The sequence below is a fragment of the Neobacillus sp. DFD-2R genome (assembly GCF_057747865.1).
In genome coordinates this window covers 4,669,211-4,694,682 of sequence record NZ_CM173228.1, presented here as the reverse complement: position 1 = coordinate 4,694,682, position 25,472 = coordinate 4,669,211, and the positions used below count along the sequence as shown (strand labels likewise).

General features: G+C 38.8%; 21 protein-coding genes and 1 pseudogene. 19 read left to right on the top strand and 3 right to left on the bottom strand.

Features of this window, described 5'->3' with window-relative positions; translation table 11 throughout:
• Positions 1 to 15: 15 nt before the first annotated feature.
• From AC3ANV_RS23480 to AC3ANV_RS23430, 11 genes are all read left to right on the top strand, one after another.
• Entirely contained in the window at positions 16 to 1,113 is a 1,098-nt protein-coding gene (locus tag AC3ANV_RS23480) for a GerAB/ArcD/ProY family transporter (RefSeq protein WP_488311039.1), read from the top strand.
• A gap of 191 nt (positions 1,114 to 1,304) precedes the next feature.
• Positions 1,305 to 2,903 (top strand): DcuS/MalK family sensor histidine kinase, encoded by a 1,599-nt coding sequence (dcuS, locus tag AC3ANV_RS23475; RefSeq protein ID WP_488311038.1) that lies wholly within the window; start codon positions 1,305 to 1,307, stop codon positions 2,901 to 2,903.
• Between the two features lie 15 nt (positions 2,904 to 2,918).
• On the top strand, positions 2,919 to 3,638 hold the full coding sequence (locus AC3ANV_RS23470) for a response regulator (RefSeq protein WP_488311037.1): 720 nt from the start codon (positions 2,919 to 2,921) through the stop codon (positions 3,636 to 3,638).
• Positions 3,639 to 4,029: 391 nt separating this feature from the next.
• Positions 4,030 to 5,460 carry an anion permease gene (locus AC3ANV_RS23465; RefSeq protein WP_488314315.1) on the top strand — a complete coding sequence of 477 codons (1,431 nt, stop codon included), beginning with the start codon at positions 4,030 to 4,032 and terminating at the stop codon, positions 5,458 to 5,460.
• Between the two features lie 35 nt (positions 5,461 to 5,495).
• Positions 5,496 to 5,681 (top strand): hypothetical protein, encoded by a 186-nt coding sequence (locus AC3ANV_RS23460; RefSeq protein ID WP_488311036.1) that lies wholly within the window; start codon positions 5,496 to 5,498, stop codon positions 5,679 to 5,681.
• Positions 5,681 to 6,526 (top strand): fumarate hydratase, encoded by an 846-nt coding sequence (locus AC3ANV_RS23455; RefSeq protein ID WP_488311035.1) that lies wholly within the window; start codon positions 5,681 to 5,683, stop codon positions 6,524 to 6,526. The genes AC3ANV_RS23460 and AC3ANV_RS23455 overlap by 1 nt, the downstream gene beginning before the upstream one ends.
• Before the next feature lie 13 nt (positions 6,527 to 6,539).
• Positions 6,540 to 7,100, top strand: coding sequence for a Fe-S-containing hydro-lyase (locus tag AC3ANV_RS23450; protein ID WP_488311034.1), 561 nt, complete (start codon positions 6,540 to 6,542; stop codon positions 7,098 to 7,100).
• A gap of 24 nt (positions 7,101 to 7,124) precedes the next feature.
• The gene (locus tag AC3ANV_RS23445; RefSeq protein ID WP_488311033.1) at positions 7,125 to 8,834 is read left to right on the top strand and encodes an FAD-binding protein; all 1,710 of its coding nucleotides are present in this window, start codon (positions 7,125 to 7,127) and stop codon (positions 8,832 to 8,834) included.
• The gene (locus tag AC3ANV_RS23440) at positions 8,834 to 9,790 is read left to right on the top strand and encodes a succinate dehydrogenase/fumarate reductase iron-sulfur subunit (RefSeq protein ID WP_488311032.1); all 957 of its coding nucleotides are present in this window, start codon (positions 8,834 to 8,836) and stop codon (positions 9,788 to 9,790) included. Before AC3ANV_RS23445 ends, AC3ANV_RS23440 begins: the two co-directional genes overlap by 1 nt.
• Positions 9,787 to 10,671, top strand: a complete 885-nt coding sequence (locus AC3ANV_RS23435) for a CoB--CoM heterodisulfide reductase iron-sulfur subunit B family protein (protein WP_488311031.1) — start codon at positions 9,787 to 9,789, stop codon at positions 10,669 to 10,671. The genes AC3ANV_RS23440 and AC3ANV_RS23435 overlap by 4 nt, the downstream gene beginning before the upstream one ends.
• Before the next feature lie 49 nt (positions 10,672 to 10,720).
• The gene (locus tag AC3ANV_RS23430) at positions 10,721 to 11,062 is read left to right on the top strand and encodes a molecular chaperone GrpE (RefSeq protein ID WP_488311030.1); all 342 of its coding nucleotides are present in this window, start codon (positions 10,721 to 10,723) and stop codon (positions 11,060 to 11,062) included.
• A 161-nt stretch (positions 11,063 to 11,223) separates the two neighbouring features.
• Here AC3ANV_RS23430 and AC3ANV_RS23425 read toward each other — a convergent pair whose 3' ends face one another.
• Entirely contained in the window at positions 11,224 to 14,721 is a 3,498-nt protein-coding gene (locus AC3ANV_RS23425) for an efflux RND transporter permease subunit (RefSeq protein ID WP_488311029.1), read from the bottom strand.
• Between the two features lie 356 nt (positions 14,722 to 15,077).
• Between AC3ANV_RS23425 and AC3ANV_RS23420 the strand changes: the two genes are divergently transcribed.
• Positions 15,078 to 15,692 carry an SAM-dependent methyltransferase gene (locus tag AC3ANV_RS23420; RefSeq protein ID WP_488311028.1) on the top strand — a complete coding sequence of 205 codons (615 nt, stop codon included), beginning with the start codon at positions 15,078 to 15,080 and terminating at the stop codon, positions 15,690 to 15,692.
• Here the strand turns inward: AC3ANV_RS23420 and AC3ANV_RS23415 are convergent.
• Entirely contained in the window at positions 15,668 to 16,729 is a 1,062-nt protein-coding gene (locus tag AC3ANV_RS23415) for a UvrB/UvrC motif-containing protein (RefSeq protein WP_488311027.1), read from the bottom strand. The two genes, AC3ANV_RS23420 and AC3ANV_RS23415, sit on opposite strands and share 25 nt — an antisense overlap.
• Positions 16,730 to 16,990: 261 nt before the next feature.
• On the opposite strand from AC3ANV_RS23415, the gene AC3ANV_RS23410 reads away from it, so the two are divergent.
• Positions 16,991 to 17,815, top strand: a complete 825-nt coding sequence (locus tag AC3ANV_RS23410; RefSeq protein ID WP_488311026.1) for a hypothetical protein — start codon at positions 16,991 to 16,993, stop codon at positions 17,813 to 17,815.
• Positions 17,816 to 18,094: 279 nt separating this feature from the next.
• Here the strand turns inward: AC3ANV_RS23410 and AC3ANV_RS23405 are convergent.
• A pseudogene (locus tag AC3ANV_RS23405) lies at positions 18,095 to 18,349 on the bottom strand (transposase); the annotation flags it as partial.
• Positions 18,350 to 18,664: 315 nt separating this feature from the next.
• On the opposite strand from AC3ANV_RS23405, the gene AC3ANV_RS23400 reads away from it, so the two are divergent.
• From AC3ANV_RS23400 to AC3ANV_RS23375, 6 genes are all read left to right on the top strand, one after another.
• Positions 18,665 to 19,078, top strand: a complete 414-nt coding sequence (locus AC3ANV_RS23400) for a hypothetical protein (RefSeq protein ID WP_488311025.1) — start codon at positions 18,665 to 18,667, stop codon at positions 19,076 to 19,078.
• Positions 19,075 to 20,352: an ammonium transporter gene (locus tag AC3ANV_RS23395; RefSeq protein ID WP_488311024.1), complete on the top strand. Its 1,278-nt coding sequence runs from the start codon at positions 19,075 to 19,077 to the stop codon at positions 20,350 to 20,352. Before AC3ANV_RS23400 ends, AC3ANV_RS23395 begins: the two co-directional genes overlap by 4 nt.
• A gap of 378 nt (positions 20,353 to 20,730) precedes the next feature.
• A complete protein-coding gene (locus tag AC3ANV_RS23390; protein ID WP_488311023.1) occupies positions 20,731 to 21,744 on the top strand; it encodes an ABC transporter ATP-binding protein in 1,014 nt (337 codons plus the stop codon).
• Positions 21,725 to 22,693 carry an ABC transporter ATP-binding protein gene (locus tag AC3ANV_RS23385; RefSeq protein ID WP_488311022.1) on the top strand — a complete coding sequence of 323 codons (969 nt, stop codon included), beginning with the start codon at positions 21,725 to 21,727 and terminating at the stop codon, positions 22,691 to 22,693. The genes AC3ANV_RS23390 and AC3ANV_RS23385 overlap by 20 nt, the downstream gene beginning before the upstream one ends.
• Positions 22,694 to 22,747: 54 nt before the next feature.
• Positions 22,748 to 24,358, top strand: a complete 1,611-nt coding sequence (locus AC3ANV_RS23380) for an ABC transporter substrate-binding protein (protein WP_488311021.1) — start codon at positions 22,748 to 22,750, stop codon at positions 24,356 to 24,358.
• A gap of 95 nt (positions 24,359 to 24,453) precedes the next feature.
• The gene (locus tag AC3ANV_RS23375) at positions 24,454 to 25,461 is read left to right on the top strand and encodes an ABC transporter permease (protein WP_488311020.1); all 1,008 of its coding nucleotides are present in this window, start codon (positions 24,454 to 24,456) and stop codon (positions 25,459 to 25,461) included.
• The last annotated feature ends 11 nt before the right edge of the window (positions 25,462 to 25,472 follow it).

Below are 25,472 nucleotides of genomic sequence, written 5' to 3'. Positions count from 1 at the left end.
GAGGACATCTAGTATATGGAAGAGGCCAAGATAAATGCAACCCAGCTATTTGTCCTGATCGTATTGTTTGAAATGGGCAGTGCGATTCTTTTTGGTATTGGATTGGGAGCGAAACAGGACGCTTGGATTGCAATTTTGCTCGGTTTAGTGGGCGGACTACTGCTCTTTCTTGTATACTACCATCTGTTTAAATTATACCCTGAAATTCCCCTTACAAGTTATGTTCAAAAAATTACAGGAAAATGGATCGGGACCTTGCTTGGATTGCTATATACTGTCTATTTTCTTTATCAGGCATCAAGGGTATTGCGTGATTTCGGAGAGCTATTGGTAACAACGATTTATACAAATACACCATTATATGTAATTAATACATTGATGATACTTACAATATTATATGGGATTCATAAGGGGATTGAAGTAATTGCCAGAGTGGGCGAATTTTATTTTGCTGTTATTTATATCATGGCCATATTAGGTATTCTGTTGATAATGTTCTCGGGGTTAATCCATTTAGAAAATCTTAAACCTATTCTCGAAAATGGGTTGAGGCCTGTGCTAACAATGACAATAAGTCAAACACTTAATTTCCCGTTTGGGGAGATGATTGTGTTTACGATGCTGCTTCCGTATTTAAACGATCAAAAAAAAGCGAAAAAAATCTGTATCGGCGGGATGCTATTAAGCGGGATAAATATCATTATTACTACTGTGGTGAATATTGCTGTTTTAGGAGAGCCTCTTTTTAGTCGATCCGTTTTTCCTCTGTTTAGCACGATAGGCAAAATCCAAATGCACTATTTTATCGAGCGCCTGGATGTACTATTTATGCTTTATTTAATGATTGGTGGATTTTTTAAAATCTCTCTCTATTATTATGTTTCATTGATGGGAACCGCTGATATTTTCAAAATAAAAAACCATCGGAAGCTTGGTTTTCCAATTGGGTTTATCATCTTATTTGCTTCCATTACAATAGCTTCCGATTATTCGGAACATATTAAAGAGGGAGAGCTAGTAGTTCCATTATATTTACATTGGCCTTTTCAGATTATCCTTCCTGTTATACTGCTCATCATCGCTTCTTTCCGAAACGTTAGTCAGAAACATTAATAGGACTTTTGAATTTGAGATTGTATGAAAAGCAGAAATCAAATAGGTTTCTGCTATTTATATTTTTTTGGTTTTTTACTTTAAACTTTCCTTCACAATATTGAAACAGTTTCTGTCCTTATTCAGCATTACAATATAAAGAAGTGAGAAATAGGTTAATAATGTTTTAATCTGTGATTGGAGAGGGACGAATGGCAAAAACCAAAATCAAACTTCGTTTGCAAACGACAATAATATTGTTGGTCTGTGGAGTCAGCATAGTTTGTTTATTAGTTACTAATTACTTTATTAAACACAATGTAGAACAAATGACAATTGATCACATAAGAGAAAAAGCAAGAGATGTTTCCGAGGCCGCCGCTATTTCTCCGGTATTTATTAATGGCCTTAGTAAAAATGACGAAGCCAATCAAAGGGTTATCCAACAATATGCTGAAAAAATGCGAAAAGTAACGAATGTTGATTTCATTGTCGTTTTAGACATGCATGGAATTAGAAAATCCCATCCAAATGCAGATAAAATTGGCGAAAAATATGCCGGAGGAGATGCCGGCATGGTTTTCAAGGGACACGAGTATACCTCTATAGCCAAAGGAACTCTTGGAATGTCTTTAAGGTATTTTACGCCAGTCTATGATAATGACGGTAAACAGATTGGAGCCATTTTAGTCGGCGTTTTGCTCAACGAGGTGGATCGAAAAGTTGAACAAAGTACATCCATTATTTATATCAGTCTTCTATTTGGAATAATAATAGGTTTAATTGGAGCAATCCTTTTAGCGAAAAAGGTAAAAAAAATCATGTTTGGGATGGAACCTGATGAGATTGCGAATTTATTGGAACAAAGAAGTGCCATGCTGGAACATGCCCGGGAAGGTGTTTTAGCCGTTGATAGTGACTCTAAAATTACTCTGACGAATCAGGAAGCTGCCAGATTATTTAATAAAATAGGGATCACTCATAATCCGATTGGTAGAAAAGTGGAAGATCTTATTCCTAAATTTCATATCTCTGAAGTTATGAAAACAGGCTCTAAAGCGGTTGATCAAGAATATTTCCTCAATGGTCTCAATATTGTAGCAAATATTGTTCCAATCTGGGTGAACCAAGAAATCGTTGGTGCAGTAGCCACATTCAGAGATAAAACAGAAATTAAACAGATGGCGGAACAACTTACCGGTGTCAGGTCATATGCAGAGGCATTAAGGGCCCAGACTCATGAATTTATGAATAAACTGCATGTTATTCTCGGCATGGTTCAAATGGAAGTCTATGATGAATTATTGGATTTTGTAAAGGGGATTTCGTACAAATTTCAAACAGAAGTCGGATTTATTACAGCGCGTTTTAAGGACCCGGTTGTAGCCGGTTTTATCTTAGGTAAAGTTAGCTTTGCCCGGGAAAATGGAGCAAGTCTTTCTTTTTCTGATGAATGTTATCTCCCTAAATCAAAAAATCAGGATGTTGTTCAGGATATTGTTACGATATTAGGTAATTTAATTGATAATTCCTTGGATGCGGTTAAGGGATGTAAGGAAAAAGCTATTGAAGTTGAAATTATCCCTTTCTGCCATGATAAGTTATCTATTACTGTTTCGGATACAGGAAAAGGAATGAGCCAATCCATCATAAACAGTGCGTTTAAGAAGGGATTCTCTACTAAAGGAGAAGATAGGGGATTCGGTTTATATCTTGTAGAACAGAGTGTAAAAAAATTAAACGGCACGATTAAAATATTTTCAAATGAAGGAAGCGGGACCAGGTTTAATGTTATTATTTCAGATGAGTAGTAGGAGTGGAGAACCATGATTAAGACGTTCATAGTTGAAGATGATCCAATGGTTGCAGAATTTAACCGAAGATATCTTGAAAAAATAAACGGATATGAATTGGTAGGAATTGCTTCCTCGTTCGATGAAGCTCTTCCGATCATCGAAAATGAGGAGATTGATCTTATACTATTAGATATTTATATGCCCGGTGAAAATGGCTGGAGTTTGCTGTCAAAAATAAGAGGTTTAGGAAAAGGGATTGATGTCATCATCATAACAGCGGCATGTGATAAACAAAGTATAAAAAACGGATTAAGGTTCGGCGCTGTAGATTATTTGATAAAACCATTTGAATTTGGCCGATTTAAAGCTGCCCTTACCTCTTATCAAGAGGAACAAACCTTAATCAATAATCAGGAAAAGCTGAATCAAAACGACCTGGATAATATTCTCCATCATAAAGACCAGCAAATCGTGTCAGGTTTTGAGCTTCCTAAAGGGTTAACGAAAAGTACCTTAGTAAAGGTTTGGGAAAAAATTATTGAAAAGCAGAATGATTTTTTTTCAACAGATGAACTAGCTCAGCTTGTAGGTATATCGAGAGTTTCAATGCGGAAATACCTGTTTTTTTTAACGGAAATAAATATTTTGGAAACAGAGGTCGTATATGGAGCTATAGGACGGCCTGTTTATATGCATCGCATTAATAATATAGATTACACGTTAATAAATAACTATATTAATAGTCCATAGAATAACAATCAAGAGGGTAGAGAGCGATCTCAATCCTCTTTTTTTTACGCTTTTTCTTACTTTCCTTAATTACAAAACTCTTTATAAATTTTCATTAACTATTAACTGCTCAGCCATTTCAGTAAGATTTGATTGTAGAGTAAATATGATTTTATTGTTGTAATTAAATCCAATTAATGGGGGGGTTAAAAATTATTTTTATCTGCAAAGGTCGTTTAAAAATGGAATGAGTTGTTTTAAAGCTTCTAATTAAATTAGCGGCTATTTTAAAACAATAGTATGTGAAATGTTTCACAAATGTGTACGTTTTGTGAACTTTACTAAAAAAATTAAAGGGAGTGAAAAAATGTCTGTTCCAGCTAAAAAGCTAAGACAAAATCCGACCAATCCAATGGTTAATAATCCAAAGAAAACGAGTGAGGTAAAACTAATTCCTTTATTGATTACACTTGCTGTAGGAATTGCAATCTGGATGATCGGACCGCCGATAGGTTTGAAACCCCAGGCATGGCATTTATTTGCCATTTTTGTGGCAACCATTATTGGTTTAATAAGCAAACCACTGCCAATGGGCAGTGTAGCAATTTTATCGTTAACAGCTACAGTAATTACTCAAACGCTGACAATCGAACAGTCCTTGAGCGGTTTTCAAAACTCAACAATCTGGCTGATTGTCATTGCATTTTTTATTTCAAGAGGATTTATTAAAACGGGACTGGGTTCACGTGTAGCCTATGTATTTGTAAAGAAATTCGGTAAAAAAACCCTTGGTTTATCCTATTCCCTTATTGCCAGTGACCTTATATTATCACCTGCAATGCCATCAAATACGGCTAGAGCGGGTGGAATCCTTCTTCCTATTATCCGTTCCCTTTCAGAATCATACGGATCACGTGTAGGGGATGGAACCGAAAGAAAAATTGGAGCATTTTTAACAAAAGTTTCTTTTCAGGGAGACATGATCACATCTGCTATGTTTTTAACGGCTATGGCTGCCAACCCATTAGCCGCCCAAATTACAAAGGACCTAACAGGAAAATCGATTTCTTGGATGGGGTGGGCAACAGCTGCAATCGTACCAGGACTAATAAGTTTAATTTTGATTCCTTATGTTATTTATAAATTGTACCCGCCTGAGATAAAGGAAACACCTGCTGCTACTGAAATGGCAGCTCAAAAGTTGAAAGAAATGGGACCTCTTAAAAAAGAAGAATGGTACATGATTGGTGTATTCCTTCTAATTTTATCGTTATGGATTTTTGGAACAAGCTTAAACGTAAATGCCACAACTACTGCTTTTATTGGGTTAGGAATGCTTCTGCTAACACAAGTTTTATCATGGTCAGATATTAAGAAAGAAGAAGGAGCCTGGGATACATTAATCTGGTTTTCGGTTTTAGTCATGATGGCTACGTTCTTGAATCAACTGGGTATGATTCCATGGTTTAGCAGTACTATGAAAGGCGCTGTAAGTGGAATGCCATGGGTTTGGGCACTGGTCATTCTATCAATCGTATACTTCTATTCCCATTATTTCTTCGCAAGTAATACAGCCCATGTCAGTGCCATGTATGCAGCGTTCCTGACAGTCATTATTGCAGCAGGAGCACCGCCTTTAGTGGCGGCATTAATACTTGCTTTCTTTAGTAATTTATTCGGATGTATGACACATTACGGCTGTGGACCGGCACCGGTTTTCTTTGGCAGCGGTTATGTTACTCAAAACAAATGGTGGTCATTAGGTTTCCTTATTTCGATCATTCATATTGTCGTGTGGATAGGCATCGGAGGCCTGTGGTGGAAATTACTAGGGCTTTGGTAAAAATTAATCCAATAAGTTGATATGGGGGGCAGTTTATGAAATCCAACTGTTGCTATGCTGCTTTAAAAACAGAACATCGGGTGGAGCTATTTCATGGTCATGATGATGGATATGATTTAGTCATTCCTTTTCTAGTTTGTTCAAAATGCGGCGGGATTCAACTAACGATCGTAGCGGAAGAAGATAGCAGAAAATTGCTATCTATTGGAGGAGTTAAATAATGCGTGAAGTTTCTGCGAAATTAATTACTGAGACAGTTAAAAATCTTAGTATAAAGGCTGCTTGTGATTTACCGGAGGATGTAGAAAACCTTATTGCAGCAGGATTGGAACAGGAAGAATCCCAATTTGGAATTTATAGCTTGGAGAAAATCTTGAAAAATGTGAAACTGGCAAGGGCTGAATATGCCCCGATTTGCCAGGATACCGGGATGACGGTGATTTTTGTAGAAATTGGTCAGGAACTGCGGATTACGGACGGTGATTTAACGGAGGCAATCAACGAGGGCGTACGCCAAGGGTATGAAGAAGGCTACTTAAGAAAATCAGTAGTTTCGGATCCCGTCTTAGATAGAAGAAATACAGGTGATAACACTCCTGCCGTTATTCATATGGAAATAGTTCCTGGCGATAAACTTAACATACAAGTTTTACCAAAAGGTGCAGGCAGTGAAAATATGGGAACTGTAAAAATGTGTAAACCCGCTGAAGGTATTGAGGGGGTAAAAGATTTCATTGTTAATTCGATTACACAGGCAGGCGGTAACCCTTGCCCTCCGGTAATAGTAGGTGTAGGAATCGGCGGGACGATGGATAAGTGCACCCTGCTTGCAAAAAAAGCATTAGCAAGGAAAGCAGGAGTACCAAACCCAAACCCGGCTTATGCGGAGGTAGAAAAAGAACTGCTTGAACGGATTAATAAATTAGGAATCGGCCCGCAAGGCTTTGGGGGAAAAGTAACAGCGCTTGCTGTCCATATCGAAACCTATCCTACCCATATCGCCATGATGCCTGTCTGTGTGACATTAAATTGCCATGCAGCAAGACATACAGAGGCAACGTTATAAAGGGGCGAATGAAATGACAACAATCAAAACACTTACTACACCACTGACCTATGAACAAGTTAAAGATCTAAAAGCCGGTGACCAGGTTAGCATTACTGGAGTCATTTATTCAGCGAGGGATGCAGCCCATAAAAATATGGTAGAAGCATTAAACGATAATAGGCCTTTGCCGGTAGAAGTAAAGGACCAAATCATTTACTATGCTGGACCGACTCCGGCTAAACCGGGAAAAGCGATCGGTTCTTGCGGACCAACCACAAGCGGCCGAATGGATGCTTATTCGCCTGCAATGATGGAACAGGGGCTTCGCGGCATGATTGGGAAAGGCCCGCGCAGCAAGGAAGTTATCGAATCAATGAAAAAACATGGAGCTGTTTATTTTGCCGCAATTGGCGGAGCAGCAGCATTAATTGCCGATACAATTAAAAAAGTTGAGATCGTTGCATTCCCGGACTTAGGCCCGGAGGCCATTCGCAGGATGGAAGTGGAAAATTATCCGTGTATTGTTGCTGTTGATTGTGAAGGCAATGATCTCTATGAAATTGGTGTAAAAAAATACAGAATGGAAGACTAACAGAATATTGAGGTGGAAATTTCCATGCTAACTTATGATGTTGTAGTAGTAGGTGCCGGCGGTGCAGGAATGATGGCTGCACTTTCAGCTAGCGAAGATAAAAACTTGCGTGTTGCTTGCCTATCAAAAATATTCCCTACCCGTTCCCATACAGGTGCGGCTCAGGGCGGAATAAATGCTGCAATGGCTTATCGGGATTCAACCGATTCAACTGAAAAGCATTTTCGCGATACGGTTAAAGGAAGCGATTTTTTGGCAGACCAGGATGCGGTGGAGTTTTTCACTTCTAATATGCCAAAAGTAATTTCAGAATTGGATTTTTACGGGGTCCCATTCTCCCGGGATGAAAATGGACGGATAGCCCAAAGACCATTTGGCGGTGCTTCCAGTCCGAGAACGTGTTATTCAGCTGATAAAACAGGTCACGTTATCCTTCATGCATTGTACGAGCAGTGCCTGAAAAATAAGGTAAAGTTTTTCGATGATTGGCACCTATTGTCCCTTGCAGTGGAGGAGGGAAAGTTTCAGGGCTTAGTTGCAATGGCTATTCGCAGCGGAGAAATTCATCCGATTCAGGCAAAGGCAGTTGTCATTGCAACAGGGGGGTTCGGCCGCATTTATTGGAGTAGAACGACCAACGCCATTAATATGACAGGTGACGGTACAGCTGTGTGTTTCGAAGCGGGGATACCATTAAAGGATCCTGAGTTTGTCCAATTCCATCCGACGGGACTTGCATCTACCGGTGTTCTTTTATCAGAGGCTTGCCGTGGTGAAGGCGGGTATTTAATCAATAAAGATGGAGAAAGATTTATGGCAAGATACGCTCCGGAAAAAATGGAGCTTGGTCCCCGAGACCTTGTTTCAAGATCTATTGAAACAGAAATTAAGGAAGGCCGGGGATTTGGTGAAGGAATGGGTTCATACGTTCTGATGGATTTACGTCATTTGGGCGAGAAAAAAATAATGGAACGTCTTCCTCAAGTTCGAGAGCTGGCACTGGAATTTGAAGGTGTAGACCTTATAAAAGAACCCGTACCGATTAGGCCGAGCTGCCATTACATGATGGGTGGTATACATGTTAGTGACTATAGAACTTGCAGTACACCTATAGAGGGTATCCATGCTGCCGGTGAATGTTCAAGCGTTTCGATCCATGGTGCCAACCGTCTTGGCGGAAATTCCGTTGCAGATGTAGTTCTATTCGGTAAATATGCAGGATTGGGTGCAAAAGAAACAGCCCGGAAACGTTCTTTCTCAGGAACAAACAAATTGGAATCTGAAACCGATAAATGGAGAAAAAAGTTTGAAACAATCCGAAATAAAAAGACAGGAATCAGCATGTTTAGCATTCGTGATCGATTAGCAGAAGCCATGTGGTACAATGTCGGTATTTTTCGTACCGAAAAAGATATGGAAAAAGCTTTAAACATCGTTGAACATTTATTAGAAGAGTATAAAGATGCCTATGCAGGTGATCCTTCTAAAACGTATAATATGGCTTTTATCAATTATGTTGAGATCGGTAATATATTGAAACTTGCAAAAGCAGTCACGTTAGGAGCCATCGCACGTAAAGAAAGCAGGGGCTCCCATTCCCGAGCGGATTATACAGAACGTAATGATGCAGAATTCCTTAAACATACGTTGATTCATAAAGAGGGCGACCAGTATCGATTAGATTACATCCCGGTCAAAATCACGAAATATCAACCGGAGGAGCGTAAATACTAATGTATACAACATTATATTTTAAGATTAAAAGATTTGATGGAAATAATGAATGGTTTCAAACCTTTGAACTTCCATATGAAAAAGGAAAAACCATCCTGTGGGCATTAACCTCCATTCGTGAGCAGCAAGATCCAACCTTGAATTTTACATCAGCATGCAGACATGCTATTTGCGGAAGCTGTGCAGTCAGGGTAAACGACAATGCATTTCTTGCATGTAAGACCTCTTTGGATGAAGTATTAGAAACATTTAATACTAACAGGTTGACATTTGAACCTTTAAATAATTTTGAAGTAATCAAGGACCTGGTGGTTGCGTGGGAACCGAAGTTGGAAAAAATGGAACAGGTCAAACCATGGTTACTGCCATCAAATGAAGGAAGCAAAGAAACTGGTTTTATTCAGGATGAATCCGATTATCATGAAATTGCTGCACCGACAGATTGTATCCTTTGCGGTGTTTGTACATCCGAATGTAATCAGCTTGCAGTGAATGATGGAACCTATTTAGACCCATTTATTTTAAACAGAGCCTATCGTTTTGCCGTTGATTCCAGGGATGCCTTTCCGGAAGAGCATATAAACCCTGTATTTGAAAATGAATTATGGAAATGCCTCCATTGTATGCAATGTGTATCAAAATGCCCTAAAGGTATTCCATTGACAGACCAAATTGCATACTTAAGACAGGAATCAATAAAAATGGGTGAAGTTAATAATAAGGGAGCTAAACACGCATACGCCTTCCATGATGATGTGAAAAATAAAGGCCGGCTTAATGAGGTCATGCTTCCTGTGAAAACAGAGGGAGTTATTAACACAATGTCACGCATTCCTTTTGCGCTAAGAATGATCAAAAAAGGAAAAATTAACCCTTTACACATGCCAAAAGCTGTTGAAGGGATCAAAGGTGTCAGAGAAATTTATAAATTTGCCGAGGAGGTTAGCGAATCATGAGATATGCATTTTTTCCGGGGTGTACATTAGAATCTGCAGCTGAAGAACTCATGATCTCTACACAAAAAGTAGCATCTGCTCTGGGAATTGAATTAATTGAACTAAAGGGCTGGACCTGTTGCGGTGCAAGTCATATTCAGGACGTAGATACCTTTTTAGCAACCTCGATTAATGCCAGAAATATTGCTTTAGCTGAAGAAATGGGTACTTTAAAATTATTAACAGTTTGCAATACTTGTACGTTAATGTTACGTACTGCAAAACTTAAAATGGATAAAAACGAAAAACTTAAATCAAAAGTGAATGAAGGATTAAAAAATGCCGGGCTTGAGTATAAGGGAACACTAGAAATAACGCACTTTTTATGGGCGTTAATTCAGGACTATGGATTAGAGAATCTAAGGAAAAAGGTAAAAAGGCCTCTAACAGGACTAAAAGTAGCAAATTTTTATGGCTGTCATATTGTAATGCCCCCTGATATTATGGGGTTTGAAAACCATATGAACCCACAATCAATGGAGATGGTGGCAGAGGTATTGGGAGCTGAAAGTGTCGACTTTGATCAACGGCTGGCCTGCTGTGGATTCCACGCTGTTTTTCCGGCTGAAAAAGAAGTGATGGATCTTACCGGAAAAAACTGTTTGTCACCGAAATATTCAGGTGCAGATTGTATTGTAACCCCATGTCCTTTATGTCAAATGCAGCTTGATGCTTATCAGCCGGACGCTCAAAAGAACTTTAAAGAGGATATTACGATGCCAATCCTTCATTTACCACAGCTGATCGGGCTTGCTTTAGGCTTTTCACCTGAGGAACTCGCGATCCAACGACATGTTGTAGATGCCCTTCCTGTATTAAAAGAAAGCTTAGAACTGGTTTAAGTTTTATTAAATATTTCATAGTGCAATATGATTAAGGGGATATATTTTTATGAAATATACCTATCAAAAAAAAGCAAAATTAGTCGGAAATATTAATAAAGGAAGACTTTGGCTCTTAAACACACATGACGATTGGATTCATGATCAGTATGGCGAGAGCTACATATACTACGGAACGATACATTCGATTAAGAAAGCTTTCCACCCATTATCGACTTCTATTACAGGGTATTTCCAGGATGAAGATTCGAAAAAGTGGATTAAAGTAAATGATGGTGTAGCAATCTTTAAAAATGGAGATCAGAACGTATCCTGGAAAGAAAATATCGAAGAATTCATAAAAGTCTCGGTAACTAGCGGTGTTTATAAGGTTTATAGAATTCGGCATTAAAAATGAAAAAGGAGGTCATCGGCAAATAATACCGATAACCTCCTTTTTTGGCTAATAGGAAAGTATAAACTTTCACAAGTTTATACTTTTCTATTTTGCATAAGTGCAACTACGTCTCTGTCTTCGCCCTTAGGGGCTCGCCAATCGGCGAGTTTTCTTTATTAACCCTCTACTACCGCTTTTCTTTTAAAAAGTTTGCTTCTAATTTTATCTAAAATAGAATATACAACCGGCACAATCACAAGTGTTAATAGAGTAGATGTTGTTAAACCGGATATAACCACGATCGCTAAGGAACGTGAGATAAGCCCGCCTTCCGTCGAAAGAGCCAACGGAATAAGTGCACCAACCGTGGCAACGGCCGTCATTAAAATTGGACGAATCCGGATTGTACCTGCTTCAATAAGTGCATCAAAGGTATTCATCCCGGCTGTCTCATTTTGTTTAACCTTATCTACAAGAACAATGGCGTTGGTTACAACAATACCTATTAACATCAGAATCCCTACTAATGCAGGCATGCCGAGAGATTCGCGTGTTAGCAATAACCCGAAAATGACTCCGACAAAGACAAATGGTAAGGAGAAGAGAATGGCAAATGGGGCCAGCATCTCACTAAATGTCACAATCATGACTAAATAGACGAGGATGATACTTACACCAATAGCCAAAAACATGTTTGTGAAGCCTTCGCTGATTGATTTTGCTTCACCTTCAAAATAATAGCTTACCCCTTTAGGCACTTTTACTGTGGATACCTTTTGTTTAATCAGTTTCTGGATTTGAGCACTATTGTTTGATGTGAATTTCCCGTTAATCGATACATACTCCATTTTATTCAAGCGTTGGATGGAGGTTGGTCCTGTTGTTTCTTTTACTGTCGCGATATCCTTTAATGAAACATCCTCTCCAAGGGAATTGGTTATTTTTTGATCGGCCATTTTTTGCAATGAATCCAGTTTTCCTGCGTCAAGCTGTACGTTCACATCTGTTGTTTTATTGTTCAGAACTACCTTCGAAACGGTGGAACCGCTGATCATATTGCGAACAGTACCGGCGATCATACCTTGATAAATCCCATTTTGTACAGCTTTGTCATTGTCCACTGTTATTGATACTTGCGGCCGGACTGCCTTCACATTAGAGGTTACTTCGGCTAAACCCGGAATATTTTTGATTGCTTCTTCATATTTAGCAGCTGCTTTATTTATGGAGTTCACATCCGAACCCGTTATAATCATCGAGAGACCGCCGCCGCCCGGTGTGTTGCCTGTTGCTTTAAGAGTAGTAATAAAATCCTTGCCAAAATGATCTGTCCTTTTACGAACAGTATCCTCAAACTTCTTTGTATCGGCGGTTTCTTTTAATGTAACCTGAATGGCAGAATGTCCTGCAGTGACAGTTGTTTGGTAATTTGCAACTTCCTTAGTATCCGCAAGGACTTTTTCCACTTGAGCAGCTACAGAATTTGCTTTGTCTAAGGAAGTACCAACTGGCATGTCCGTGGAGACATTATAAAAACTGGATTTCTCTTGCGGGAAAAAGTTTATCGGAACTTTTTTTACACCAAGAATGGATGTAAGTAATAACAAAACACTGAAACCGATAACAATCGTTTTATGATGTAAGGACCATTCCAGTACCTTTTTGTAAATTTTTTGGATGATTGTTTCATGGTGTTCCACAGGTTTCAAATTTAAAAGGAACAGTTTCGATAAAACCGGAATAACTGTTACAGCAATTACAAGTGAGAAAGCAATTGAAATGACCACGCTCCAGGCAAATGGAGCAAAAAACTTTCCAACAATCCCAGGGACAAACGCCAAAGGGATAAATACTCCGATGGTTGTTATGGTTGAAGAAGTAATAGCCGATGATACTTCTTTTGTCGCACTTAATACAAATCCGGCATTTCGCTCCTCTTTCCTGGAAGTAAGAATCCGGCGGTATAGGTTTTCAATCACAACAATACTATCATCGACGACACGTCCAACTGCTACAGCTATTCCCGCAAGTGTCATCATATTAAGAGAATAATCCATTTGCTTCATAAAGAACATCGTGACAAAAATAGATAACGGAATGGAAAGCAGCGCGATAATGGTCGTACGTAAATTTCTCAAAAAAAATAGTGTGACGACAGCTGCTAATAGCGCACCAAACATTGCTTCACGCAGCATGGATTGAACTGAATTGTTAATGGTAACTGATTCATCGCGAAGGGTGGAAATCTCATACCCTTTTGGCAAAGTAACTTCTTTTAATTTTTCTCTTACATTTTTTACAATCTCTACAGTGTTGGAGCCGAGGTTTGGCTGAATAGCGACGACGGTTGCCGGTTTTCCGTTTAACCTCGTAATATTCGCCTGTTCACCTGCTTCATATGTTATCGTAGCAATATCGCTAAGCTTTACGGTGTTAATGGTTACTGCCGGACTTGTGCTTGTGGATGGAGCCGAATTAATTGCACCTGAATTACTTCCTTTGGACATTGAAGAAAGGTTTTGTGCATTATTTTTGCTAATACTATCGATTCCGGCCTGTAATTTCTTCAATGCACCTTGAAGCTCAGTAAGTTTGTTCTGCTCTGCCTGTATTTTCAATTTTAATGCTTGTACTTCTTGAGCAATTCCTTGTGTGGAACCGCCTTGTCCGGTAACCTTCCCTGCTCCTTGTCCACCGGGTGCTTGGGAGGCTGAAGTATTGCTCATCAACGCTTGCAGTTTCAATTGGTCGGTTTGTAATTGTCCTGCAAGCTGGCTGATACCTGTTGTAACAAGAATTTCCTGTTGCAGTAGCTCTGATTGCTTGGAAGTCATTCCGACAGATTTTCCTAGAGTACCAATGGTGCCGCCAATTTGTTTAAATCCGTTGCTAAACGATGAAAGGGCATCCGTCATCCCTTTGTTATTTTGTTGGATATTCATAATCGAAATATTTTTAATTTCGTCCAAAGAGGTAAGCTGTTTCCCAACTTGGACCGCCATTACTTTATCATCAATTGTAACTTGTCCGGTCGGTGCTGATAGATTACTTGCCTGAATAGCTTGGTTCACTTTATCAAGTGTTAAATTATTTTGCTTCAGTTTATCGGGATCAATTTTAATGGTAACCTGTTTGTCCGTTGTTCCATAGATGGTTACATCAGCGATATCCGGAATGGTAGCTAATTTTGGTTTCATTTTGTCTTCAATGAATGATTGTACTTTGTCAGGTGCATCGCCATTGCCTTTTACAGCAAAGAGGTAAATGGGTTGAGAGGTAGGACCCATTTTTTGAATAGCTGCTGCTTTTGCAGTATCCGGTAATTTCACCTTTGCTAAGGCTTCGGTTACGTCAGATTCTGCTTTGTCCATATCTGCTGTCATGGAAAATTCCAACATGACATTGGCGTTATTGGCAGAAGAAATCACATATAGGTTGTTTAAGTTTGATAACTTTGAAAATTCATCCTCAATCGGCTTTCCGACATCTTCTGAAACTTGGGATGGTGTAGCGCCGGGATAAACGACATTTAGGGATAAATAAGGGACATCGACATTCGGATATTGCTCCATCTTCATCGAGGATGTCGCATAGATTCCCCCGCCAAATATAAGGGCAATGATAATAAAAATTAATCCTATATTTTTTAATGAAAATCGCGTAAAAAAACTCACAATGACACTCCTTTAAAATGATTAATCCAACGAACTGTTGGAAGAAAATCGGTCAATTTTTCTAATTATTTTGGTTTAAATAGAGGCATTGTCCCTCCGTTTCAACTTGTCGATTTTTGTAATCAAAATAGTACCTCGAGCCTACAATAACAGGTTTATTCCATAACATCCAGAGGGAAGATAGGCATTAACAAAAAAGTTTATTTCTTCTGTTTTCAATATTGTCATAAAAGGAAACACGCTCAAAACCAACGATTTTATAAAGTATAAAAATAACTATAGTTACTTCAATACAGGTGAAAAAATCTATATTATAGATGTTAAAATCAAAAATTCTTTTTAATAGGAGTTAACCAATGAATGAACAGTACTATGATGCCTTGCTGAATATAAAAACAGTCGGAGATCAAAAAGGATTCAACAAGTCCTTGCATTATCATCGTTATGAACCAACGCCATATAGTGCACTTGATACGTTATTTAATCAATATGAATTGAAAAGCAGTGATCGTATTATTGACTTTGGATGCGGGAAAGGAAGATTAAACTTTTATATCCATTACTTTTTTGGTGCGTCTGTCGTAGGGGTAGAAATGAATGAGGTGTTTTATCAAGCAGCTATTGAAAATCAAAAGAATTATGTAAAGAAAAAGAAAAATTGTGAAGATAGAATTCAATTCCAGTGTTGCTTAGCGGAAGAGTATCAGATTGATTCATTAGATAATCGATTTTATTTTTTTAATCCATTTACCGTCCAAATTTTTATGAAAATCATTAAAAATATTTTAGTTTCAGTGGAAAAATCTGAACGGGCAATAGAGCTGGTTTTATATTATCCGGCAAACGATTATGTCTATTTTTTAGAAAACCATACTTCCTTTGAATTGAAAAAGGAAATCATTCTCCCGTACTTTGGTGAACATAATCCTAATGAAAGATTTTTAATTTATAGGTGGGGATCCGTTGTATGAGTCTCGTGGTTACTTGAAGCCACTTCCTTTAGTAATTTATTAATCGATTCATCAATGTTCGTACCCATCTCCGGGTCAAGCCATGTTTCAGGAATAATAGCGTACTTGCAGGTGCTTCCTGTCAAATAGCTGAAAATAATCTGAGCCTCATCAATATCATCCTTACCGACTCTTTCGGAAAGGTTACGCACCTCAGTTTTAAAAAAATTTAAAATAGCAGTCTTCATCAATGCACAAAGTTGTTTTAAATCGTTTAGTAAATATTTTTCGCTAAAAAGGATTTTATTCCCTTTAATAAGAAAGAGCTTAATAGTGTCGTCATTTAATGATTCAATGATTACGATGTTTTTATTCTCTTCTGTGAATTCAATCACTTTTTCTTTTTTAATAAGGGTACTGATTGCATCAATATAATCTCTATACTTTGCAGCCGTTTCAAAATCAAATTTCGCTGAGGTATTTAGCATTTTTTGGTTCATTTCGTCCAGAATGCTCATATCAGTACGATTAAGCGGTCCTATGATATTTTTAATGATGCTATTGTACTGTACAACCGTAGAACCCCCTTTACACATTCCAATACACAAGCCTAAGGAATGATTCAAGCAAGCCGTATTCTTTTTAGCAGGGTTGCTGCAGTTAATTTTAAAGCATATTTTTATCCCCTGGATTGATTTTTCCACCGTGTTTTTGTTAGGATATGGACCGAAATAAAGATTGCCATCATTTACATCGGGGGTACCGGCCATTTCAATCCAATGGCACTCTTCAGTCATCCGTATCACGATATAAGTATAGGATTGCGGGCTCTTCATCTTTTTATTATAAATAGGCTTTAACCTCTTTATTAATGAACATTCCAGCATAAATGCTTCAAATTCTGTATCTGTTAGGATAAATTCGAAATTCTTTATATTTTTAACTAGCCGTTTAATCTTTTCGGAATGGGCCTTTGAGTTCCCGAAGTACGTTTGAACTCTTTTCTTTAAATTTTTGGCTTTTCCAACGTAGAGGATTCCATCACGGGAATCCTTCATAAGATAAACACCGGGTAAGGACGGGAGGTTCTTTACCTTTTCTTTTAGATTAATAGTAGTTCCCCCCCATTTATGACAATTAAATTTCTATTAGTTTATCATAACATTGATAGCCGTGAACGACCGTTTCGAGTCATTTCTGTGAAAAGATTGTTGGCTATAATCCCAAAATATGCAGTATTTGAGCCAAAACGTTTAAAATATAAAAAAGTGTAGATGTTGATAAAGAAAGAAATTTAGTGAAAGGAAACTGGAATAGAGATGAATATCTTATTATCTTTTATTAGTACCCTCTTATTAAGTTTTATAGAATTGATTTATCTCTTAGGTGTTTTGATCGCAATCGGTTTTATTTTGGGATTTTTTGAAAAGCATTCAAACAAGTTTTTGGTTCGGGCCTTTGGGCCACAAGGGGTGCTTATAACGGCATGGATAGGGACTCCCATTCATGAAATAGGACATCTCATTCAATGCTTTTTATGGGGGCACAGGGTATCCAGGGTGAAATTGCTGCAATTAAAAAGTCCTGATGGCGTGCTTGGGTTTGTGGAACATCAATATAATCCGAATAGTATTTATCAGCAGGTAGGTAACTTTTTTATTGGGTTAGGGCCAATTTTTAGCGGTATCGGCTCTTTGATAGTTGGAATGTATTTGTTTGTACCGCAATCTTACTCGACCTTTAGAGCTGAAATTCATCAGCATGTTTCGTTAGAAAAGCTGGATATTAATGTTTTAAAGACGATAGGAGTAGCAGTAATTGCGATAAGCAAAAGTCTCTTTACGCTCCATAATTTTATCAATCCGTTGTTTTGGATTTTTCTAGTGTTGGCAATCAGTATTTCTTCTCATATTGCGTTAAGTAAAGCAGATATCCAAAGTTCCGTTAGAGGGCTAATGATGATATTTTGCCTGCTTGTTTTGTTTAACATTGTTGCAGGATTTCTTCATATGGATAGTTATCGGATGATTGTAAAAATAGGAGAATATAATGCATATGTATTGGCGTTTTCAAGCATTGCGCTCCTTTTTTCGCTCCTTACGCTCGTGTTTAGTTATCTTCTATATAAATTTAAAACTTTTTAAGCTAAGGTAAGTTGGTTACCGGGAATTAAGCACCCATTGGGTGCTCAGATTGTCGAGAAAGGGTATTTTTCTCTGCAATTTTTTATTTTGTCAGAATCTAAATACCAAAATTTATTGATTCTCCCTGCTAATGTGCCTGTTGATTTCCGCTCCGGGCACTCGCTTTCCGCGGGGAGGTACTGGAGCCTCCTCGGCGCTTTTGGCGCCTGCGGGGTCTCCAGTGACCTCTCTATCCCGCAGGAGTCGAGTGCCCTCCGCTCCAATCAACAGGGAGGCAAATCAACCTAAAGTATTGCAACACACTTTTTCTAACCTTGCTAAGTGTATTGCAAACTTTTTTATATTTTGGCAGGCTGCGGTTAGAAGAGCCTGTTCACTTGCATTCTTCAATCCCCGTAACCGGCAGTAGCGAAGCCTGTGCAGCTCTTTTGAGTCTGCGAAGCTTCGCTCAATTTTTTCCTTTCTAAATTTATAAAGCATTTTTCCCGATTTAGATAAGTGATTTAACCTTACCTTTTCCTTGTGCTCCTCCCATTGGAGCGCCAATCAACAGACATGTTGAAACTGATATACTAATAATATTATAACAAGTTAACGCGGTGAATTATTAAAGTGATTGAAAAAAATAATTGGCTGCCGAGGGTTTTTCGACAGCCTGAGCACCCATTGGGTGCTTTTTTGTTTTTTAGATAACCTTTTGAAATACGTTCATCCTTGAATAATAAATTTCATGTAATTTTAGCTTTCATCATCTAGCGGTATTAATTAAATTTCTGAAAAATCAGTTGACTAAATTCGGATTTCTCCATATAATCAGGAAAAGTAACATTTGATGTGAGGAGATATGACATGGATGTTGTAGATGAATTTTATCATGGTATAATATATAGTTTTACATCAGAAGACTTAGTAAAGATGTTGCAAAAAATAAAGATTCAAAAGGAAAACGAAATTGTTCACATTAAGGATAAAATTATAAAGTATGAGGAAAAAAGAAGAACGCATGAAGTTTGGTATCAATCATTACCGACCTTCAGAAAATTTTTTACCGGACGTCCCCCAAGTCATCATCAGGCTGTAGAATATCTGGTAAATGTAAAACAACGATTAAGCAATATTGAAGAAATCAAAAGAAGAATTGCAGAGTTAGATAGATTTATAGCATTGGTAAACAATGAACCCGGAAAAGAAGAGATTATCTTACCGCATGATATTATAGATGAAATAAAACAATTGAAGGAATCGGGAGGATACAGGATATGACCATTGAAGCCTTACATTCTGGTCTGGATACGATATGGGTGGTACTTACAGCAGCAATGATTCTTTTAATGGAGGGCGGATTTGCACTACTTGAGGCAGGCTTTGTTCGCTCTAAAAATAGCGTCAATATAATAATGAAAGTCTTTGCTGATATCACCATTGGTACACTTTGTTATTATTTGATTGGGTTTGCTCTAATGTATGGTTCGGACTTGTTTGGAATAATTGGTAAGAGTGGATTTATGTTAAAAGGCAATTTTTCCTACTTACATTTATCAGTTTCTACTGATACTTTTTGGTTATTCCAGGCTGCCTTTGTTATAGCGGTAATTTCGATTGTTTCCGGTGCAGTGGCTGAAAGGATTAATTTCCGTGCCTATCTACTTCATATTATTTTGATGACTGCGATCATCTACCCTATCGCGGGTCATTGGGTATGGGGCGGAGGCTGGTTAGGTAAATTGGGGATGGAGGATTTCGCCGGTTCTGCCGTAATTCACGCTTTGGGAGGTTTTTCAGCTTTAGCAGCTGCCATCCTTATTGGACCAAGAAAAGGAAAATTCACCTCCAAGGAAAGCTCATCCATTGCCTTGCCAAGTAATTTACCGTTAGCATCGGTAGGGGCCTTTTTATTATGGTTTGGCTGGTTTGGTTTCAATGCGGGGAGTACCTTAACAGCAACTGATGTACGGATTGGTCACATAGCTATCGTAACAATGCTTTCAGCTGCCGCCGGTGGAGCTGCTACCTTGATTTATACCTTATTTCGATATGGACGTTCAGATGCTCCATCTGTCATAAACGGTTCACTTGCGGGCCTGGTGGGGATTACTGCAGGATGTGCATTTGTAAGTGATCAATCGGCCATTTTTATTGGCATCGTTTCCGGATTGTTGATGATGGCTGCTACGAATTGGTTAGAAGCTAAACAAATCGATGATCCGGTTGGAGCCTTTCCTGTACACGCTATTTCAGGAATATGGGGGACAATAGCTGTCGGTATTTTCGCAACAAAAGGCGGCCTCCTTACAGGCGGGGGCTTTCATTTGCTGGGAATTCAATTATTAGGTTTAGTGGTATTATGTACATGGGGATTTTTATCAACATGGGTTGGGTTGAAACTGATCAATAAAGTGGTAGCAATTCGGGCAACTGACGAAGAAGAGGAAGTTGGTTTGGATATTAGTTACCATGGCATAATGGCAACACATTCATCGCCTGAGTTTATCAATGTAGAGGATTATTTTAATAGTCAACAAGAAAACCTTAGCTAGGGCACTCATTGGAGTGCTCTTTTTTGTTAAGGTTTAATCATTAAACATATTAAAAATTTTTTAACGATAGGCTCATATGAATGGGTCTATTTTCTTACATTAGAATAACTTTTTCATTCTGCTCGTTTTTAGCGCAGTGTTTCTGCTCATTTTTATGGTCTGTAAAAAAGTAAAATTATGTTAGAAATTTGTAATAATTGTGCCAAATTAACGCGTTAATGCAAATAAGATTGGTTTTTTTATAAAAAAATTTTACCAATTCGACAAAAAGAGACAAAACTGAATATTTTAATGTGTCATAATAATCTTAAAATTTATTATATTATAATATTTTATAAGGTTGGATTTATAATAATAGAAATATAGGTAGGTGTAAATGTGAGTAATCAACCTATTCTACAAATTAATGATTTGAAAGTATCGTTTCAATCAAGAAAAAAATTTGTCACCGCAGTTGATGGCATAAGCTTTGAATTAAAAGAAGGAGAAATATTAGGAATTGTTGGTGAATCAGGAAGCGGGAAAAGTGTGACATCCTTAGCCTCAATGGGTCTAATTCCTTCACCGCCGGGTAAAATCGAGAATGGTGAAATCTTATTTGATGGAAAAGATTTAACTAAATTGTCCGAAAAGGATTGGAGAAAAATACGCGGAAATCAGATTTCAATGATTTTTCAGGAGCCTATGACATCATTGAATCCATTGTTTACGATAGGGAACCAGCTAAAGGAAGCAATCTCTCTACATACCAAACTGTCTAAGGCGGAGGTAAAGGTCCGCAGTATTGAATTGCTAAGATTGGTGGGGATTCCAAGGGCGGATGGAATCCTCCGGGAGTATCCGCATCAGTTATCCGGCGGCATGAGGCAACGAGTTATGATTGCAATGGCAATGGCATGCAATCCTAAAGTGCTAATTGCGGACGAGCCCACAACAGCACTTGATGTGACCATTCAGGCACAAATCCTTGCACTAATGAAGGAGCTGAATAAAAAAACAGACACATCCATCATCTTAATCACCCACGACTTAGGAGTAGTTGCAGAAATATGTGAACGGGTTATTGTGATGTATTCCGGCCAAATTGTCGAACAGGGAGACGTTAAGACTATTCTGAAAAATCCACAGCACCCTTATACAAAGGGACTGTTGAAATCTGTTCCGGATTTAAGAGGAAAAAAGGACCGTTTATATAGTATTCCCGGAAGCGTACCGGCACCTGGAACCATTCATAAGGGGTGTAGATTTGCTGCAAGATGTTCAGAGTCTGTTGGTCAATGTCATGTAGCTTCCCCGGATTTATATCAAACAGAAAAATTTGGACATGTTGTTCGATGTTTCTTACATACAGTGAAAGAGGGGAGTGACGGACATGTCGGAGTTACTTCTTGAGGTTAATGGCCTGAAAAAATATTTCCCGATTACCGGGGGCTTGCTTGGCAGCAAAAAAGGAGAAGTTAAAGCGGTAGATGATGTCTCTTTTTACGTTAAAAAAGGCGAGACATTGGGAATCGTCGGGGAAAGTGGTTGCGGTAAGTCTACAACCGGCCGTCTTCTAATGCGGCTAATTGAAGCTAGTGAAGGAAAAATTGTTTTTGAAGATAAAGAGATTACGAGTATGTCAAAATCTGAATTAAGGAGAACACGCAGAGACATTCAAATGGTCTTCCAAGATCCTTATGCTTCATTAAACCCGCGGCATTCCGTGGAACAGATCCTTGAAGAACCTCTTATCGTGCATGGAATTGGAACAAAAGAGGAACGAAGGAAGCAAGTAAGAGAGATGCTCGAGGTGGTAGGCTTAAGCAGTTACCATGCAAGGAGATATCCGCACCAATTCAGCGGTGGACAGCGGCAGCGAATCGGGATTGCTAAAGCTTTGATGACAAAGCCGAAACTTATTATTGCCGATGAACCCGTATCAGCTCTGGATGTGTCCATCCAGGCTCAAGTACTCAACCTAATGAAAGATATTCAAAAGGAGTTTCAGCTAACTTACATATTCATTGCTCATGATTTAGGTGTTGTCCGTCATATCAGCGATCGTGTTGGTGTGATGTATTTAGGAAGATTAATAGAACTAGCTGAAAGTGAAGAGCTTTATGAAAATCCAAAGCATCCTTACACTCAGGCGCTTCTTTCAGCGGTACCAATCCCTGATCCTGATATCAAGAGGGAAACGATTTTAATCCAGGGTGAACTTCCAAGCCCGGCAAATCCGCCATCCGGGTGCGCATTCCATACAAGATGCTCCGAGTGTATGGATATTTGCAAAACGACCAGGCCAGAAGAGCGTAATCTCAGTGGTCATTATGTGGCATGTCACTTGTTTAACGAGTAAACTGCTGCGTTTATGATAAAAAAATCATAATAGAAAATGGGGGAAAAAGAACTCATGAAGAAAACTATGAAATTGCTTTTGATTTCAATTCTGGCTATCAGCATGTTCCTTGTTGGCTGCGGTAGTCAATCGAGTAAGACTTCAAGCAATGGCGATTCAAAGTCCGGCAGTGCGACGAAAAAAGACACACTCGTATATGGCCGCGGCGGTGATTCCACATCTCTAGACCCTATCACTTCGACTGAAGGAGAAACCTTTAAGGTTACTCAAAACATTTTTGAAACACTTGTAACTTACGGAGAACAGGATACCACTTTACATCCGGGGCTAGCTGAAAAATGGGATATTTCTCCGGATGGCCTAACTTATACATTCCATCTTCGTCAAGGGGTAAAATTCCATGATGGTACAGATTTCAATGCAGATGCTGTTGTTTTCAACTTTGACCGCTGGATGAATGGTGATTCTGATAAATTTCCTTACTATACAATGTTTGGCGGCTATAAGAAGGATGCAGGTCACGTTATTAAAGAGGTTAAAGCAGTTGATGACCATACAGTGCAATTTGTATTGAAAAGACCGCAGGCTCCATTCCTTAAAAACCTTGCGATGTCTCCGTTCGGAATTTCCAGTCCAACTGCTGTGAAGAAATACGGCGATTCTTACAGAGAGCATCCGGTTGGAACAGGTCCATTCAAATTTGTTGAGTGGAAACAAAATGACCGCATTACAGTTGAAAAAAATCCTGATTACTGGCAAAAGGGTTTACCAAAGTTAAACAAAATTATTTTCCGCGTAATTCCGGAAAACACAGCACGGTTAAATGCCCTTGCAAACGGCGAAATCGATGTAATGGACGGCTTAAACAATTCAGATGAAGCTACTGTCAAGGCAAACGACAAGCTTCAAATTATTAAACGTCCATCCATGAACGTAGGCTATCTGGGTTTTACTGTAACGCGCAAACCATTTGATAACAAGCTTGTTCGTCAGGCTCTAAACTATGCAATTGATAAAAAGGCGATTATTGCTTCGTTCTACGGTGGTCAGGCTCTGGAAGCCAAAAACCCAATGCCTCCTTCCGTTGAAGGCTATGACGATGCGGTTGATGCGTATCCATATGACCTGGACAAGGCTAAAAAATTATTAGCAGAAGCCGGTTATCCAAATGGATTCTCCATGGATTTATGGGCAATGCCTGTTGCTCGTCCATACATGCCTGAAGGAATGAAGGTTGCAGAGGTTATACAGGAAAGCTTCAGCAAAATTGGTGTAAAAGCAAAAATTCAATCCGTTGACTGGGCTACGTATCTTCAAAAAGCTACTAAAGGTGAATTCGATGCCTTTATGCTTGGATGGACCGGTGATAACGGCGATGCCGATAACTTCTTATATACCCTATTAGATAAAGACAGTATAGGAAGTAACAACTATTCTTACTATAGTAACAACCAATTACATGACATTTTAATTAAAGCTCAGACAGAATCTGATCAAGCAAAACGTAATGACCTATACAAACAAGCCCAAGTAATCATCCACGATGATGCTCCATGGGTTCCGCTTGTTCACTCAACACCGCTGTTGGCTGCTTCAAAGGATGTTTTAAATTATTTACCGCACCCAACCGGTTCAGAAGTACTAAGCAAAGTGGAATTTAAATAATAACCGGAAAAAGGGGAGCGAGCTTTGCCTCCCCTTTTGTCGGTTAAAAGGGCTTTTGTGAATTTATAATATGTTCTTTAAAGAGGTGAGCGTACTTGTTTACTTATTCGGTCCGTCGCGTGTTTTCGTTAATACCGGTATTAATTGGAATGACTCTTGTTGTTTTTGCAATTATCCATGCTATTCCCGGGAACCCTGCACAGGTGATACTCGGACAAAGGGCGACGAAAGAAGCCGTGGCTGCTTTAACTCAACAATTAGGATTAGATAGACCTTGGTACATACAATATTTTGACTACGTAAAAGCACTCCTGCATGGGGATTTAGGTACATCATTGCGGACAAGGGGTCCAATCAATGCTGAAATTTGGCCCTATTTAGCAGCAACAATGGAACTAACATTCGTTGCGATGCTGATTGCTGTCATCATTGGCGTAAATGCCGGAATAGTCAGTGCATGGTTTTCAAAATCGTGGTTTGATTATGTGGCAATGATACTCGCACTTGTTGGAGTTTCGCTCCCTATTTTCTGGCTTGGCTTAATGGAGCAATGGGCATTTTCTATCCACTTAGGATGGTTTCCAACTACCGGACGAGAGGATGTCAGAGATCCCGTCTCGGCAATCACGAATCTTTATTTAATAGATACGCTGCTGCAGGGAAGGTTTGATCAATTTGGCGCAGTTGTTCAGCATTTAGTGTTACCAAGCTTTGCTCTTGCGACCATTCCGATGGCGATTATCGCAAGGATGACCCGCTCAACAATGCTTGAGGTAATGAAATCAGATTATATCCGAACAGCAAGAGCCAAGGGACTAAGAATGTTCTGGGTGGTGTACAAGCATTCATTAAAAAATGCAGTCATTCCTGTTCTTACGATTATCGGTTTGCAAGTGGGCCTTTTATTAGGAGGAGCCATTTTAACGGAAACGATCTTTGGCTGGCCGGGGCTTGGAAGGTATTTATACGATGCAATTTCATACCGTGATTATCCGGTTATTCAGTCAGGAATCTTGATCATCGCAGCTATCTTTGTGTTGATTAACTTGATTGTCGACCTTTTATATGTGGTTGTTGATCCACGAATTAAATATAGTAAATAGGAGGGTTATAT